Consider the following 13332-nt stretch of genomic DNA (forward strand, 5'->3'; position numbering starts at 1 on the left):
GGCCGGGTGTGGAAGCCCTGTGAGGGGTGGAGCTGACCGGTACTAATAGGCCGAGGGCTTGTCCGCTGCAGATAATTGGATGTTCGCGCACACTTGTTCACACGGTTTTCCGCTGTGGGATTCTCCTTGCTGTTGTGGTGGGTTGAGGGTTTTGTGGTGGTGTTGGTTTCCGTGGTGGTTATTGCTGGAGGGTCACACCCGGTCTCTTTCCGAACCCGGTCGTTAAGTCTCCTTGCGCTGATGGTACTGCCCTGTGGTGGGGTGGGAGAGTAGGTCGCTGCCACGGTTTTTTGTGAGGGAGGGGGTTGCCTTGTGGGCGGCCCCCTCCTTTTTTGTGTGGGGGTGGGGTGGTTTTTTGGGGGCTTTTTTGGCCCTCTTTTTTGTGCCTGTGTTTGTGCGTTTGTGAAACGGGTGGTGTGCGGGGTGGTGGGGGGTGGGGTGGTCCCCCTGTTTCCAGGAAAGCGGAGTGGGGGTGTGCCGCGCCAGGGGAGGATGCCTGCCTGTGGACGAGCTGCCGCCTGTGGACGACACGGGGCCCGCAGGCACTCACGGCCTCCAGGAGGCGGGTGAGGGCTTTCCGCGCGCGTCGCCGGGGCCGCACAACCGACGACCCCGGCCGTGCCCCTCGGGGGGACGTGAGCCTTCGGGGGGCAGGGCGCGCCACCGGCCCTCCTCCGCGTCCCGCGGGCGGTCCCGGAGCGGTGCCGGGCCGACCTCGGCCGGCGGGAGTGCCGCACGGGGTGACCCGTGCCTGCCGTGCTCGGGATCTCGGCACGGGCACCACAGGAAGCGCCTCATCCCCGGACCCGGCCGCGGGCACCGGGAGGAGGCGCCCGTCGCAGCGGGACCGGATGCACCAGGGGGCGGGGTCCCGCACAGACAGCGCCTGGGTGGGGCGCTCGGAAGTACGCGGGGGAGGCGGCCGGAATTGGGGAGCCGCTTTTTCTCAGTCCTCGTCGGCTTCGGGGGAGTCGATGAGCTGCCGCAGCAGCGCAACGAAGTCTTCTTCGCTCATCGCCGACCAGTCCACGTGCTCGTTCATGCTCTGCGGTTTTCCCAGCCTGCGGACCAATAAGCCTGCGGTGGCCGAATTGCTTTGAGAAGACTGGGTTAACACCGCGTTGGCGCAGGTGGAGGAACCGTGGACAAGCGGGGCTGAGCCCCTCGCGGACCTTTTCCGGGTTCCTCCCCCGCCACGTCTCAGACGCGCTGCTGGAGGGCGCTCCGGCACTCGGGGCAGCGGCACCGCTTGTTGTACCCGGTGACGGTGCCGTGCGGCAGGGAGGGGTCCCGCTGCTCGGTGAGCGTGAAGTCGAGCTGGTCGCCGAAGGCCGTGAGGACCCGCGCGGTCGAGAAGACCTGCTTCGGGGTGATGCCCAGTTCGGTCGCCGCTTCGTCGATGTGCCTCCCCATGCGGAGTTTCGCGATGAGACGGGACCGGGTACTCGGCGGCATCTGGGCCTCCGCGTTCGCGATCAGCTGCTCGGCGTCGTCAATGGGGTAGCTCATGGGTTTCCTCTATGTGTGCGGGTACGCCTGCCGCAGCAGGCACCTCAAGCATCGTACGCGGTTTCGTCCCGCTGGTATCGGGGTGAGACATAGGTGACAGGCGATGCCGAACCCCGTCTTCGCCCGGGTCTCCCTCCAGCGGTCTCCCGTCCCTTCGTGCCGGTGTTCTCCTCGGCTGCCTCCGTCGGTCCGTGTTGTTCGACCCTGAGTGGTCCATGTTGTCACTGTGACTGAGGAGAAGGACAAAACCTGGAGTGTTCGATGGTGAACATGCGCCTCCCAGTTCCTCAACCTGGCTACTTAATGTGACAAAAGGCAGGTTTGCCGCCCATGAGGGTGGAAGGAGGGAACCTGTAATGCATCGAATCTGCTGCTCTTTTCTAGAAACGCATTGCTAGATGCTAGGCGCCGTGTTTCGCTGGTGTCCTACCATCTTCGCTCTGCGTCATTGGATGAGCCTCATGACCAGCCCCACGGTTCGTCGTCGGCGACTGTCCGCCGAACTCCGCCGCCGCCGAGTCCAGGCCGGCCTGACCCTCAGCGATGTCGCAGAGGAGCTGGAGTGGTCCCCGGCCAAGCTCGGACACATCGAGACGGGTATCCGCAAGTGGCCCTCCGTCATGGAGATCGCGGCCCTCCTCCGCCTGTACGGGGTGACCGGAGGCCAGCGCGAGGCCATCCTGACCCTGGTCCGGGAGTCCCGGCTCCGACCCTGGTGGACCGAGTACGAGGACGTCCTCTCCTCCGCCTACGTCGGCAACGAGGCCGGGGCCGTGTCCGTCCAGACGTACGCGGGCATCCTCGTCCCCGACCTCCTCCAGGTGCCCGACTACACCGCCTCGGTGGCCCGCGCCCTGGGGCACGGGGACCGGGGGGCCGACCGCATGGTCGCGGCCTACCTCAAGCGCCAGGAGGTCCTCGACCACGGCGGACTCGAGCGCTACCACGCCGTCCTCGAGGAGGACGCCCTCCACAGGATCGGTTCCGACCTGGAGCTGTTGCGGGCGCAGACCTCCCGGATCGTCGAGCTGGCGACCGGGTCCGACCGGGTGACGGTGCAGCTGCTGCCCACCTCGGCCGGGCCCCACCGCGGGGTGGCGGGCCCCTTCTCCGTCCTGGAGTTCGACGAGGACGAGTCGGCGCTCGCCTACGTCGACGCGACCCAGGGAGGGTCGATCGTGGAGTCGGACGAATCCGTCCGCGCCTGCAAACAGGTATGGTCCGAACTCACCGGCACAGCGGCGTCTCCGCAGGCCACCATCGGGATCCTGCGGAGGATGGCGCTGCTGACCTGACCCCGCCGGCGCCCCGGCAGGGGGATCGACGCCAGAAGTTGGTGCGAATCGGTCCACCGTGGCAGGGACCGCCCCCGATGGCTTGCTAGTCTGCTAGGTGACAACCTCATAAAGTTCTCCACGGAGCCCCCGTCCCCTGACGGGAGCCCGTGTGCACGCACCGGATCAACGAAAGGGTCCAGACAGTGAAGAAGATCATCGTTCTGGCGCTGGTGGCCCTCGGGGCTTTCGCCGTCTACCGCAAGATCCAGGCGGACCGCGCCGAGCTCGACCTGTGGACCGAGGCCACGGCGGCCAGCGAGAGCTGACCACCGGGCCGCCCGGCAGCCGCGAGCGGCCGGGTGGGCGCCATCGGGCGAACCGGGGGTGGGCGCGGCGCGCGCCGTCCCGGATCCCGCTCATCAGTGACACGAAGACGTGGGTGGGCCGACAATCCTGTGGCGCGACCCACGGCTTTGTGCTGTCACGGGTCCTCCCCGGCGACCGCATGATCGCAGACGCCTCCGAGGACGGTATGCTCTGCATAGCGGCCCGGGCCTGAGCCCGGGTTCCGCGGGGCCATAGCTCAGCTGGCAGAGCGCCGGTTTTGCATACCGGAGGTCAGGGGTTCGACTCCCCTTGGCTCCACAGCGAGAACGCGCAGACCAGACGTTGTGACGGGGACTCCCTACCGGGGGTCCCCGTTCTCTGTTTCCGGGGCCTGGACCGGACGGGTACGGACGGCATCGGTCATGCCGCGTGCGCGAGGGCGGCGGCACGCTCGGCCGCCATGCGGTCGGCCACCTCGTCGGAGCGGTCCGGGAACAGGTGCCCGCAGTGGTTGAGGGCCATGGTCGCCGTCGTGCGCCCCAGTATCGTCTGTACGACCTTCACGTCCGCGCCCGACGCGATCGCGAGAGACGCCGCGGTGTGCCGCAGCTTGTGCGTGGTGATGCCGAGGTCGGCAAGACCGGCGGCGACCACGGCACGGTCGAACACCCGGCGCCGGAAGTTGTCGTACCGGAGCATGCCGCCTTGGGGGCGGTGAACACCGGGTCGGCCGGGACCTTGCCGCCGACCGCCTCGCGCAGCTCCTCGACGAGGAACGGCGGTACGGGGACGGATCGCTGCTCGTGCGTCTTCGGGGTGTCCACGTACACCTCGCCGCCGTCCCTGCCGAACGCCTCGACGACGCGGATCCGGCGCCGGTCCAGGTCGGTGTTGCGCACCCGCACCGCGGCCGCCTCACCGTAGCGCAGGCCCGTGTAGGCGAGTACCAAGAGGAAGGTCCGGAACTCCCCCGCCGCCGAGGCAAGGTCCTCAACCTGCCGATGGTCGAGGTAGACGTGCTCGGAGGCGGGCAGTCGAGGGAGCTTGGCGTCCGTCGCCACGTTTACGGCGACCCTTGACGACGCCACCGCCGAGTCGAGGATCATCGACAGCACGCCGTAGATCTTCCGCACCGACGACGTGCTGAGCTTGTCACCGCGGACCCCGGAGGAATTCACGAGGCCGGCAACCCAGGACACCACGTCGTCGCGCCGGATGTCCGCCACGGCCACGTCTCCCCAGTGGGAGAGGACGTACGGGTCGAGGTGGTCTCGGTAGCCCGTCTTCGTCGACCGCTTCAAGTCGTGCTGCGCGGCGAACCACGTTTCGGCGACCTCGCGCAGCTTCTTGCGTTCCTCTCTGGGGTCCCGGTACGTGCCCGCAGCCAAGTGGCTTTCGAGCTCGGTTCGCCGGGCCTGCGTCTGGGGCTCCTTATGGAAGGTCTCGGCGAGCTCCTTGCCGCGCAGGTCGTAGTAGCGCACCTTGCACCGGCAGGGCGGGGCGCGCTTGGCCTTCCGGGCCGCTGCCACGCGGTTCGCGGTAGCTGGTACGCCTGGCCATGTCCTCGATCCACACACGGGTCACGTGTCCTCGCCGCCCTGGTCCTCGTGGCGGAGGTCCGTACTCTCCTGGTGGGCTCGGGCTCGGTCAGCCATCCGGCGCTTCTGATCCACGCCCTTCTCGAAGCCCCGTAGTCCTCGCGGAAGTCGTACTGGGGCACGCTTCCACCACGGCCGCACGGTGTCCTCGAAGTCCTCTGAGTCGCCGTCCTCGGAAGGTCCTCTGCTGGGTAGGGGCGAGTCGCCGTCCAGCCAATCCCAGGCGTCAGCAGCGGCGAGCTCCCCGTGCCCGGTGACTGCTATCGGTAGCTCTCGGTCGACTTCCACGGGAAGGAGCAGCGCGTTCGGGGTCGCGTCGAGTAGCACTGCGAAGGCGACCAGCTCATCCACCGTGACGCGCCGCTGACCCTTTTCGATGCGCGTAATGGCGCTGGCCTGCAGCGGGACGCCTCGATCGGTTAGTTCGTTCGCCAGGGCTTCTGTGGTCTTTCCTCGTTTGGTCCGCAAGACACGGATGTTCCTCGCGACGTAGGACCCGTTCGGCCCGACTCCCCCATGGGTACGTGAGTTCCTGTTTTCTGTCACGCAAGCAGTTTACATGCTCGTTGACAGGAATCAATGAGAACGCCTAGGATCACCTCTAGATTGTCTGACTGGTAAGCAACTTGCTGCTTAAAACGCAGGAGGGGGATGGGATGGAATCACGACACCTCACGCCCGAGGAGTTGGCGGAGCGTTGGCGGAGCAAGGTTCAGACCCTGGCGAACATGCGCTACCGCGGTGACGGTCCGCGCTGGATCAAGTGCGGACGTCTCGTGCGGTACCGCCTCGCTGACGTCAAGGCATACGAGGAGTCCAAGGCCCAGGGTGGCGCTGCCGCATGAGCACCGGTACCAGCACGAGCGACCCCCGGCCGGGCCTGGCCGAGGGTCGCGAACAAGCTCATGTGAACCGAGCTGGGCCCATCGTAGCTGACCTCCACTTCGACGACCTGTGCACCTTGTGCACCGTCGCCGCTCTCCGGCTGGCGAAGACCGTGGAGGTCCTGGCCGCCGGGGACGTCGCCCTCGCCATCCGGTGCGACCACGGGGCGGAGCCGCCCCGGTGACCGAATACTCCGAGACCACCCGGACGGGGGTGACGGCATGACACCCGCGTTCGACGGAACCGACCAGCTCCATGCCGCTCTGTGGGCGGTCCGGCGCGGGTGGCACGTCTTCCCCACCGACCACCCCGCTCTCCCCCGCTGCGTGGGCGTCGGCGCCCACCACGACCCCCGCGCCTGCGACCTCGGCAACGGCAAGAAGCGCGGTAAGCACCCCGCGTTGGCTTGGGGGCGCATGGCCGCCCAGTACGGCGACGACCTCGACGAGGTCACCCGGTGGTTCACCACCGACCCCCGCAATGTCGCCATCGCGTGCAAGCCGTCCGGGCTCCTGGTCGTCGACGAGGACACCCCCGGGGCGTTCGCGCGGTTCGCTGCGGCCAAGGGTGTGACCGTCCCAGAGACGTTCACCGTCTCCACCGGGCGCGGTCGGCACTACTACTTCACCAACCCCGCCAACCTCGGTAATGCACCCAAGGAGTTCAAGGGCCACGGCATCGACATCCGAGGCGGCGGAGGCCGTGACGGCGGGTACGTGATCGGGCCTGGTTCGCTTCACTCCACCGGCGTCATCTACACCCCCGACCACACGGACGCGCAGGTCGCCGAGTGCCCCGACTGGCTCATCGACGCCTTGGGCGGACACCGCGCCGAGGTGCCGGCACCCGTACCGGGCACCCCGGCCGCTCGCCTGGACTTCCCGGTGCTCGACCAGCCACGCACCCGCAACCACACGCGGCCGGTCCCGGCCGGAGAGCGCTACCAGACCCTGTTGTCCTACGCCGGGCGTCTACGGCGCAGCGGCCTCGACTACGAGGAAGCCGAAGCTCTCTTCCGCGCCCGCTGGGAGCGGTGCGAGCAGCCTCCCGGGGACGAACGCACCTGGGCGGAGTCGGTCGCCACGCTCAAGGACGTGTTCGACCGTTACGACGCCGGAACCGACCTCGCCCAGAAGCACGGCCAAGAGGTGACCGGCGAACCGGTCGCCGACCGGTTGTCCGTGCTGCGTTCCCTGCTGGTCGACTCCACCGGCCTCGACTCGATCCCCGACCCCGAACCGATCATCGACAGCGTCCTGTTCCGGGACAGCCTCGCCTGGCTCCACGGCAAGCCGGGACACGGCAAGAGCTTCGTCGCCCTGGACTGGGCGGGATCGGTCGCCACCGGCCGCACCTGGCACGGCAACGCCATCACCCGCCCCGGGGGAGTCGTCTACCTCGTCGCCGAAGGAGTCACCGGGGTCCGACAGCGGGTGCGCGCGTGGGAGGACGCCGCCGGCGCACCCATGGCGGGTGTGCGCTTCCTGCCCGTCGCCGTCCAACTGCTCTCCCCCACCGACCGGGACGCCTTCGTCGCCCTGGTCGCCGAGTTGACCCCTGCCCTGGTCGTCATCGACACCCAGGCCCGGGTCACGGTCGGCGCCGACGAGAACAGCGCCCAGGACATGGGGCGCCTCGTCGCCGCCGCCGACGCCATCCGGGACGCGACCAGCGCGTGTGTGCTCCTGGTCCACCACGAGGCGCGCTCCGGCGACACTCTCCGGGGCTCCACCGCGCTGGAGGGTGCGGCGACCACACTGATCCGGGTCACCAAGGACGGGGCCGCGGTGCGCATCGACTGCACCAAGCAGAAGGACGCGGAGCCGTTCCCACCCCTGCTGCTGCGACTGGTCCCCCGGGGCGCGGGTGCCGTTCTGGAGTCCCATTCGGGCGTGGGACCAGGGGGAGAACTCGCCCCCAGCGACGACAAGCTCCTGTCCGCCATGCGGGACTCCTTTGGGACCACCGGCGCCACCAGCGCACAGCTCAAGGACGCTGCCGCCGTGGCCAAGTCCAGCTTCTACCGCTCGTTGAACGTGCTGGTCACCAGGGGTCTTCTGATCAACACCGGTACCAACAAACGCCCGTTCTACACGCTCGCGGGAAGCACCGGACCAACCGCAGTCCCAACCGGTTCCAACCAGTCCCACGGGAGTACCGGAGACCGGTCCCAAGTCCCCCACCTCTCTAGGGGTGTGGCTGACGGGACTGGTTCCCCCCGGGGAAACGACAAGACCCCCTGCCGAGAGTGTGGCAAGCCCCAGCGCAATGCCGAGGGCTCCCCCTGCTGCTTCGACTGCCGGCCCCACCACGGCGCCGCATGACCCCCGGGCGCCCGCACCCGGCGGGCGCCCCGACCCGAGGAGGACACGATGGCCACCCGATTCAAGCGTGACAAGCCCGAGCAGTACGGGTCCGCCGACATCGCGCAGATGACTCCCCACGAGATCGTCGACGCCAAGCACGCCGGCCACCTCGCCGACATGCTGGCCGGCAGCGGCCCCGACGCCCAGGTCGACCACGCCCCCACGTGCGAGAGCCCGGCGGTCGCCCGGCTCCCCCGCAGGGGGGCCGTCCGCCAGGGAGACCCGGTCGTCTACCAGTGCCGATCCTGCGACGCCACCAAGGAGGCGTGACCATGACCCGGGACCCGATCACCTACCTGCCCGACAACGCCTACCTGCCCGACAACGTCCACCAGCTCGCCGACAAGTGGCGCGAGGCCGTGCGGCGCGTGGCTGACCTGGAACGCCGCCAGGCAGAGGGCAGGAAGGCTGTGTGGACCGCCGAGCACGCCTACGCGACCGCCCTCAGGTCCGCTGCTGTGGCGGACGGCCCCCTCCCGGGGGGCGAGTCCGTCGAGGACGCCAAGGCCGACCTGGCCGACATCACACCGCGCATCCCCCACGCGCGCGCTGAACAGACCCGGCTTGCCCGGGAACTCGTCGTGCAGCTCCGCACCGACACCTCCCGCGCCTACGTCGCCGAGCGCGTCGCCGCGTCCCTGCGCCCCGCCCTGGAGGTCTACCGGCAGGTTCTGGTCGACGCCGAGGAAACCGTCGGTCGCGCGGCGGCGGCGCTCACGCCTCACCTGTCCCTGTTCGGCATCGTCGAGGCACTGGACACCGGAAAGCCGGTGTTCCGCCACGACGTCCACCCCGTCGCGCCGTCCTTCCTGCACGCCCGCCGGGGCGTGAGCGACATCGCCCAGCGGCTGGCGGGACTCTCTGAGAGGACGCGTCCCCAGCAGCGCCGGGTCAGGCGAGTCAGCGATGGCCGCGTGATGACGGTGACTCATCAGATGGCCGCTGACATGGTGCGCGACCTGGGCACAGACGGTGTTCAGTTCATGGACGGGTGGCCTGCCGAGCGGCCGTCGCACCCGATCCCGCACCTGTGACTCGGCAATGCTCTGACCTGGGGGTGGACCCCCTGGAGGGGTAGGGCGGGGGAACGCTGGGGAGGGCCGGAAAAGTCCGTCAGGCTCAAAGGTCCGACCCGGGTCACGGATCGTGACGAAATGGTGGAGGGGGTACCGGCCTCGAACCGGTGCTCCCTCCGTTCTGGAAGTCAGCGCCCACGGTGTCCGTCCCGCGGTGAGGTGGGGAGCCCTCTCTCGGGATGGCGCCCGGGGACGTGTTCCCGGCGTGCCCCGCGTGCCCCGCGTGCGCGGTGGTAGCCGTGGACAGGCACCGCCGGAACGGGGGCCAAGCGCTTTGGGGCGGGGATTTCGTCATGCCCTCGGAGAGGACCCCGGGTCAGCTGGTGCGCCCCTCGGCGATCTGCTGGGCGCGTCCCTTGCTCACGCCGAGAGCCGCGCCGACGTCGGCGTGGCTGGCCCCTGCGGCGCGCATCTCCAGGACGGCCGCCTGGCGTGCTTCGCGGAGTGCGCGTTGCAGGGCGGGCACCCCCTTGAGCATCTCGCCCACGGCACGGGCACGGTCCTCGGGGGGGTCGATGCTGGTCAGGGCGTTGATGATCTGCTGCGTCTGGTCGTCTGCGAAACTCATGAAAAAAGTATAGCGGTTACCCTTTATGGTCATAGCGGGTAGCCGCTATGAAGAAACAACAAAATGAAGAGGAGGTGAGGGAGTGATCATTTTCTCGGTGATCACGACGATCTTCGCAGTCGCCGGTTTCACGCTCGCGGTTGTCCGCTGCATCCAGGACAACCCGAAGGTGGGCAAGGGACGACACGCGATCGGCCACCGCCGCAAGCGCCGTAACAAGCGCTGACGGGAGGGCCCGGGGTAGGAAAAGTACCCCGGGCCCGCCACCTCTCAGGATCGCACACACCACCCCCGAAGAAGGCAGACCATGAGCACGAAGACCGCCGTCCGCATCGCCTACGCAACCCTCACCCTCGCCCTGGTCACCGCCGTCATCGGCACCCTTTCCCAGGGCACCCCCTGGTGGATCTGGGCCGTCCTGGCCCTGGTCGCCGTCGGCGTCGTCACCGTCCACATCCTGGCCCGCCGCGCCGACCTCATGTAGACGCGAACGTCGGCGTCCCGCCCGGCGCAGAGGCTGCCTGTCTGCTCCCGCCGGCCGGGTTGCCCGGGGTTCTTCCGGCCGCGCGGGGGTCACGTGCGGTGCCCCTGCGAGGGCGCCTGTACCTCGGCCTCACGGAATTGGCGGTGGCCGCCCGGGGGCATGAGGCTGCCGATCCGCCCGGCGAGCGCCCACCTGGTGACCGTCTCGGGATCCACCCGGAACAGGCGGGCGGCCTCCGCCGGGGTGAGCAGGGGGCCGAGGACGGGTATCCGGTCGGTCGTCACCGGTTCCCCCTGTCCGTCCTGTCGGTGCATGTGGTCGCCCTGGTGTTCGACGGCTTCCCCTCCCTGGTCGGTGAGCGGTGCTTCGTCAGGGTCGGGGCTGGTCACGGTGCTCACCTCGTGGTGCGTGAACGGACGGCGCGGTGCGGGCGCGCTTGCGGGGAAGGCGCCCGCCGGACCGGCCGACCAGCCGCCGGTTCCGTCGACCGGTGTTCGCCCTATGAGTGCTATACGGAGAAAAACCCGAATGGGGACATGTGCCCGTATTCAATGGGACCTTGGGTTCGAAAGTAGGAATTGTGTTCGGTTACCAATGAGTAGCGTAAAGTTCGGCCGTTCGTGATGTGAAAAGGGGGGCCCTGGGGAGGCGGCCCGCGTGCGACCCCGGAGTGCCTATAGTCCGTTCGGGTGAGAAGGATGACGGAGAGTCCACTTCGGCCGTGCGCGTCCGGGTGGGGCCAGTCGCTCATGGGATGGCATGAAGTCGCAGGTCATAGGGCTTGTCGGTGAATGGTCTGCCCATGACCTTTCATTCCGGTTACGTGGACCCGCCCGTACCACATGCGGTGACTCTGCGTGTGTGTATGATGACACTCCCTCTCAGTGCAATGGTCCTACTGGGCCATATGAGAAATAGGCCTCTTGGGGTCTGTTGGTGAACTGGGACGATCCGTAGTTTCGACACCAGCGACAACGAGGAAGACACCGCGCCGAAACGATCGACCGCCGAAGACGACCCGTACGGCCCCCCGTACGTGCTCCGGCCCCGTCATCGGATCGGTCCGCTTCTCCTCACCGCCGACGGTCGCGCCGGTCGGCGGATTTCCGATCACCACACATGCTGATCTTGGGAGTGGGGCAACATGTGGAATGAGAAGATGGCAGCCCGTGCCAAATGCCGGGAGATCGATCCTGACGCCCTGTTCGTGCAGGGTGCGGCGCAGAACCGCGCCAAGCTGATCTGCCGGGGATGCCCGGTGCGTACCCAGTGCCTGGCGGAGGCGCTGGACAGCCGTATCGAGTTCGGTGTCTGGGGAGGCATGACCGAACGCGAGCGCCGTGCCCTCCTGCGTCGCCGCAAGGACGTGGTCAACTGGTACGAGCTGCTGACCAGTGCCGAACGCCGCTACGAGGCGGAGCAGGCCCGGCAGGACGACCTCCGCTCGGGGGCCGTCGCGCCGGTCGGCACCGCCGCGGAGACCCCTGCCGCGGAGGCCGAGACCGCCCCCGTGGCCGTTCCGGTCCACGTGGCGGAGGCGGCTCCGGTCCCGGTCGTGGTGCGGGCCTGATCCGCGGCGCGGGCCGCTGAGCCGGACCGGCCTCCGGGGAAGGGGCGTCCCCGGGCCCGGTCGGGCAGACGAAAGTCGTGGTCCGCCTCCACCCCAGGGGGGAGGGCAGGATCAGGGGAGGATCAGGGACGGCCCCGATGGCGGTGGCCGAACCTGTGACGCATGATGGTGGGAGTACGGCTGAACTGGGCCGTGCTCCCGTCGTCGTTGGGAGTGGGAGTGGCTGTGCAGGACCCTCAGTATCCGGCGAGACGCCCCTGGGAACCGCAGGCCCAGCCGCAGATTCGCCTCACCGACGCGCAACGCGACTCCGTCATCCAGGTGTTGCAGGAGGCCTTCAGCCAGGGCCAGCTCGACGAGGAGGAACTCGACGAGCGGACCGGCAAGGCCATGAAGGCCAAGTTCGGCGCCGACCTGGCCCCTCTGACCGAGGACCTCGGAGTGGCGCCTCAGGGCTCCACCGCCGGATCGGGGGCGTCCCCGTTCGGTTCGCCCGGCGGAGGCGGCGGGCAGAGGCCCGGACCCAGGGAGCCCCTGCCCAGTACCCCCGTCGAACGCGTGGTGGCCGCGGTCGGGCACGGCGGCAACTACCTCTTCCCCGTGGTGGCGCCCCTGGTGCTGTTCCTGGCCAGCGACAAGATCTCGCCGTACGTCCGGCGCCAGGCCATGGAGTCCCTCAACTTCCAGCTCTTCTGCCTCGTCGGAGGCATCGCGAGCCTCCTGCTCGCCTGGCTGGTCCTGCCGATCGTCGTGGTCGTCGCCATTGCCCTGGGCTGGGCCGTCCTGCCGGTCATCGCGTCCGTGGCCAGCCTCACGGGGCGGAACTGGCGCTACCCGACGCCCTACCGCTTCCTCAAGGACGACTGAGCCGGCCCACGTCCCCGGTCCCGGCACGACGGGGCCGGGGCGGGAGGACCCGCCCCGGCCGGAGGGGATGAAACCGCCGCGTCGGCGGGGGCCGGTCGCCCTCGCCGCCGGACGCGGTGGTCCGTCTGTCGTCGTGTCGTCGTCCTGCCGGGCACCCGTCGGTCGGCCTCTACCGGCCGGGGCGCCCGTTCTCCTTGGCGCGGTTGTCGCCCGAGGCGGCGCGGACGGTCTCCTTGGCCTTGCCCTTGGCGGCCTTGGCGGTCTCCGTGGCCTTGTCGGCCGCGTCGGAGGCCTTCTCCTCCAGGTTCTCGCGGGTCTCGCGGACCTGGTCGCGGGCCTGGTCCAGGTGCTCCTGCCACTCCGCGTCCTGCGACGCCTGCCGCAGGCGGATCAGCGAGTACACCACCACGCCGCCGACCACGGCGGCGCCGCCGATCAGGAGCCCGCGGGGGATCCGGCGGCCTCCGCGGCTCAGCAGCCGCAGCCCTCTGCGACCCGGGTTCGGGTCGACGCGTTGCGCCGCGGCGCTGAGGAGCCCGGCCACACGGGGCGCCACGGTGTCCTCCACGCGCAGCGCGGCGGTCTCCAGTCGGGGGGCGGTCCAGCCACGCGCCTGGAGGAGCCTCAGGGAAGCCTGGTCCCGTGCCTGGTCGGCATACGGGCCGAGCCGGTCGGCCTGCTCCTTGGCAAGGTCCTGCAGACGGGCGAGGGTCGCCTCGGCCTCCTTGCGACGCTTGGCAGTGTTAGGCACGTCGTCAGCTCCTTCGATCGTTCACCGGTTCCTACGGTCCCCACCCGGCGTGGC

At 69.2% G+C, this 13332-nt stretch carries 18 protein-coding genes, 1 tRNA gene and 1 rRNA gene; 13 read left to right on the forward strand and 7 right to left on the reverse strand.

The window, feature by feature from the left end; translation table 11 throughout:
- Positions 1-170: 170 nt before the first annotated feature.
- A 5S ribosomal RNA gene (rrf, locus tag ABZ234_RS18315) occupies positions 171-286 on the forward strand.
- Between the two features lie 914 nt (positions 287-1200).
- On the opposite strand, the gene ABZ234_RS18320 is transcribed toward rrf, so the two are convergent.
- Positions 1201-1509, reverse strand: a complete 309-nt coding sequence (locus ABZ234_RS18320; RefSeq protein WP_267947404.1) for a hypothetical protein — start codon at positions 1507-1509, stop codon at positions 1201-1203.
- A gap of 461 nt (positions 1510-1970) precedes the next feature.
- On the opposite strand from ABZ234_RS18320, the gene ABZ234_RS18325 reads away from it, so the two are divergent.
- The 3 genes from ABZ234_RS18325 (at position 1971) to ABZ234_RS18335 (ending at position 3431) form a co-directional block, all read left to right on the forward strand.
- Entirely contained in the window at positions 1971-2804 is an 834-nt protein-coding gene (locus tag ABZ234_RS18325) for a helix-turn-helix transcriptional regulator (protein WP_267947405.1), read from the forward strand.
- Between the two features lie 185 nt (positions 2805-2989).
- Positions 2990-3112, forward strand: a complete 123-nt coding sequence (locus ABZ234_RS18330; protein ID WP_014912962.1) for a DLW-39 family protein — start codon at positions 2990-2992, stop codon at positions 3110-3112.
- Between the two features lie 246 nt (positions 3113-3358).
- Positions 3359-3431 (forward strand) — tRNA-Ala (locus ABZ234_RS18335).
- Positions 3432-3533: 102 nt separating this feature from the next.
- On the opposite strand, the gene ABZ234_RS18340 is transcribed toward ABZ234_RS18335, so the two are convergent.
- The 3 genes from ABZ234_RS18340 to ABZ234_RS18350 all read right to left on the reverse strand — a co-directional run bounded on the left by ABZ234_RS18340 (position 3534) and on the right by ABZ234_RS18350 (position 5257).
- On the reverse strand, positions 3534-3782 hold the full coding sequence (locus ABZ234_RS18340; RefSeq protein WP_355012886.1) for a tyrosine-type recombinase/integrase: 249 nt from the start codon (positions 3780-3782) through the stop codon (positions 3534-3536).
- Positions 3674-4594, reverse strand: a complete 921-nt coding sequence (locus ABZ234_RS18345) for a site-specific integrase (RefSeq protein ID WP_355012887.1) — start codon at positions 4592-4594, stop codon at positions 3674-3676. The genes ABZ234_RS18340 and ABZ234_RS18345 overlap by 109 nt, the downstream gene beginning before the upstream one ends.
- A 99-nt stretch (positions 4595-4693) precedes the next feature.
- A complete protein-coding gene (locus ABZ234_RS18350; RefSeq protein WP_355012888.1) occupies positions 4694-5257 on the reverse strand; it encodes a helix-turn-helix transcriptional regulator in 564 nt (187 codons plus the stop codon).
- 110 nt (positions 5258-5367) lie between these two features.
- Here ABZ234_RS18350 and ABZ234_RS18355 point away from each other — a divergent pair, with 110 nt between their 5' ends.
- Genes ABZ234_RS18355 through ABZ234_RS18375 form a run of 5 tightly spaced genes read left to right on the forward strand, consistent with a single transcriptional unit; the run spans position 5368 to position 8996 of the window.
- Positions 5368-5556, forward strand: coding sequence for a helix-turn-helix domain-containing protein (locus ABZ234_RS18355; protein ID WP_344178961.1), 189 nt, complete (start codon positions 5368-5370; stop codon positions 5554-5556).
- Complete coding sequence (locus ABZ234_RS18360) at positions 5553-5780, forward strand: hypothetical protein (RefSeq protein WP_355012889.1); 228 nt, start codon at positions 5553-5555, stop codon at positions 5778-5780. The genes ABZ234_RS18355 and ABZ234_RS18360 overlap by 4 nt, the downstream gene beginning before the upstream one ends.
- A 37-nt stretch (positions 5781-5817) precedes the next feature.
- The gene (locus tag ABZ234_RS18365) at positions 5818-7920 is read left to right on the forward strand and encodes an AAA family ATPase (protein ID WP_355012890.1); all 2103 of its coding nucleotides are present in this window, start codon (positions 5818-5820) and stop codon (positions 7918-7920) included.
- A gap of 48 nt (positions 7921-7968) precedes the next feature.
- Positions 7969-8232 carry a hypothetical protein gene (locus ABZ234_RS18370; RefSeq protein WP_355012891.1) on the forward strand — a complete coding sequence of 88 codons (264 nt, stop codon included), beginning with the start codon at positions 7969-7971 and terminating at the stop codon, positions 8230-8232.
- 2 nt (positions 8233-8234) lie between these two features.
- Positions 8235-8996 (forward strand): hypothetical protein, encoded by a 762-nt coding sequence (locus tag ABZ234_RS18375; protein WP_355012892.1) that lies wholly within the window; start codon positions 8235-8237, stop codon positions 8994-8996.
- A gap of 358 nt (positions 8997-9354) precedes the next feature.
- Here ABZ234_RS18375 and ABZ234_RS18380 read toward each other — a convergent pair whose 3' ends face one another.
- A complete protein-coding gene (locus ABZ234_RS18380; protein WP_355012893.1) occupies positions 9355-9606 on the reverse strand; it encodes a hypothetical protein in 252 nt (83 codons plus the stop codon).
- A 97-nt stretch (positions 9607-9703) separates the two neighbouring features.
- Here ABZ234_RS18380 and ABZ234_RS18385 point away from each other — a divergent pair, with 97 nt between their 5' ends.
- Together ABZ234_RS18385 and ABZ234_RS18390 are read left to right on the forward strand one after the other, a co-directional pair.
- Positions 9704-9832 carry a hypothetical protein gene (locus tag ABZ234_RS18385; protein WP_355012894.1) on the forward strand — a complete coding sequence of 43 codons (129 nt, stop codon included), beginning with the start codon at positions 9704-9706 and terminating at the stop codon, positions 9830-9832.
- Between the two features lie 81 nt (positions 9833-9913).
- Positions 9914-10090 carry a hypothetical protein gene (locus ABZ234_RS18390; RefSeq protein ID WP_355012895.1) on the forward strand — a complete coding sequence of 59 codons (177 nt, stop codon included), beginning with the start codon at positions 9914-9916 and terminating at the stop codon, positions 10088-10090.
- An 89-nt stretch (positions 10091-10179) separates the two neighbouring features.
- Here ABZ234_RS18390 and ABZ234_RS18395 read toward each other — a convergent pair whose 3' ends face one another.
- On the reverse strand, positions 10180-10404 hold the full coding sequence (locus tag ABZ234_RS18395) for a helix-turn-helix domain-containing protein (protein WP_355012938.1): 225 nt from the start codon (positions 10402-10404) through the stop codon (positions 10180-10182).
- 830 nt (positions 10405-11234) lie between these two features.
- On the opposite strand from ABZ234_RS18395, the gene ABZ234_RS18400 reads away from it, so the two are divergent.
- Together ABZ234_RS18400 and ABZ234_RS18405 are read left to right on the forward strand one after the other, a co-directional pair.
- Positions 11235-11660, forward strand: a complete 426-nt coding sequence (locus tag ABZ234_RS18400; protein WP_330157935.1) for a WhiB family transcriptional regulator — start codon at positions 11235-11237, stop codon at positions 11658-11660.
- 225 nt (positions 11661-11885) lie between these two features.
- Positions 11886-12527: a DUF1707 and DUF4870 domain-containing protein gene (locus tag ABZ234_RS18405; protein ID WP_267947407.1), complete on the forward strand. Its 642-nt coding sequence runs from the start codon at positions 11886-11888 to the stop codon at positions 12525-12527.
- A 169-nt stretch (positions 12528-12696) separates the two neighbouring features.
- On the opposite strand, the gene ABZ234_RS18410 is transcribed toward ABZ234_RS18405, so the two are convergent.
- Positions 12697-13278, reverse strand: a complete 582-nt coding sequence (locus ABZ234_RS18410; RefSeq protein ID WP_267947408.1) for a hypothetical protein — start codon at positions 13276-13278, stop codon at positions 12697-12699.
- Positions 13279-13332: the final 54 nt, after the last annotated feature.

Origin of the sequence: Nocardiopsis sp. NPDC006198 (assembly GCF_040613895.1) — a bacterium.
Taxonomy (GTDB): Bacteria; Actinomycetota; Actinomycetes; order Streptosporangiales; family Streptosporangiaceae; genus Nocardiopsis; species Nocardiopsis tropica.

Excerpts from the sequence above, each read along its gene's own strand:
- ABZ234_RS18320 (WP_267947404.1), bottom strand. The coding sequence starts at position 1,509 with ATGAGCTACCCCATTGACGACGCCGAGCAGCTGATCGCGAACGCGGAG.
- ABZ234_RS18325 (WP_267947405.1), top strand. The coding sequence starts at position 1,971 with ATGACCAGCCCCACGGTTCGTCGTCGGCGACTGTCCGCCGAACTCCGC.
- ABZ234_RS18360 (WP_355012889.1), top strand. The coding sequence starts at position 5,553 with ATGAGCACCGGTACCAGCACGAGCGACCCCCGGCCGGGCCTGGCCGAG.
- ABZ234_RS18375 (WP_355012892.1), top strand. The coding sequence starts at position 8,235 with ATGACCCGGGACCCGATCACCTACCTGCCCGACAACGCCTACCTGCCC.
- ABZ234_RS18380 (WP_355012893.1), bottom strand. The coding sequence starts at position 9,606 with ATGAGTTTCGCAGACGACCAGACGCAGCAGATCATCAACGCCCTGACC.
- ABZ234_RS18395 (WP_355012938.1), bottom strand. The coding sequence starts at position 10,404 with ATGCACCGACAGGACGGACAGGGGGAACCGGTGACGACCGACCGGATA.
- ABZ234_RS18370 (WP_355012891.1), top strand. The coding sequence starts at position 7,969 with ATGGCCACCCGATTCAAGCGTGACAAGCCCGAGCAGTACGGGTCCGCC.
- ABZ234_RS18400 (WP_330157935.1), top strand. The coding sequence starts at position 11,235 with ATGTGGAATGAGAAGATGGCAGCCCGTGCCAAATGCCGGGAGATCGAT.
- ABZ234_RS18390 (WP_355012895.1), top strand. The coding sequence starts at position 9,914 with ATGAGCACGAAGACCGCCGTCCGCATCGCCTACGCAACCCTCACCCTC.
- ABZ234_RS18355 (WP_344178961.1), top strand. The coding sequence starts at position 5,368 with ATGGAATCACGACACCTCACGCCCGAGGAGTTGGCGGAGCGTTGGCGG.
- ABZ234_RS18365 (WP_355012890.1), top strand. The coding sequence starts at position 5,818 with ATGACACCCGCGTTCGACGGAACCGACCAGCTCCATGCCGCTCTGTGG.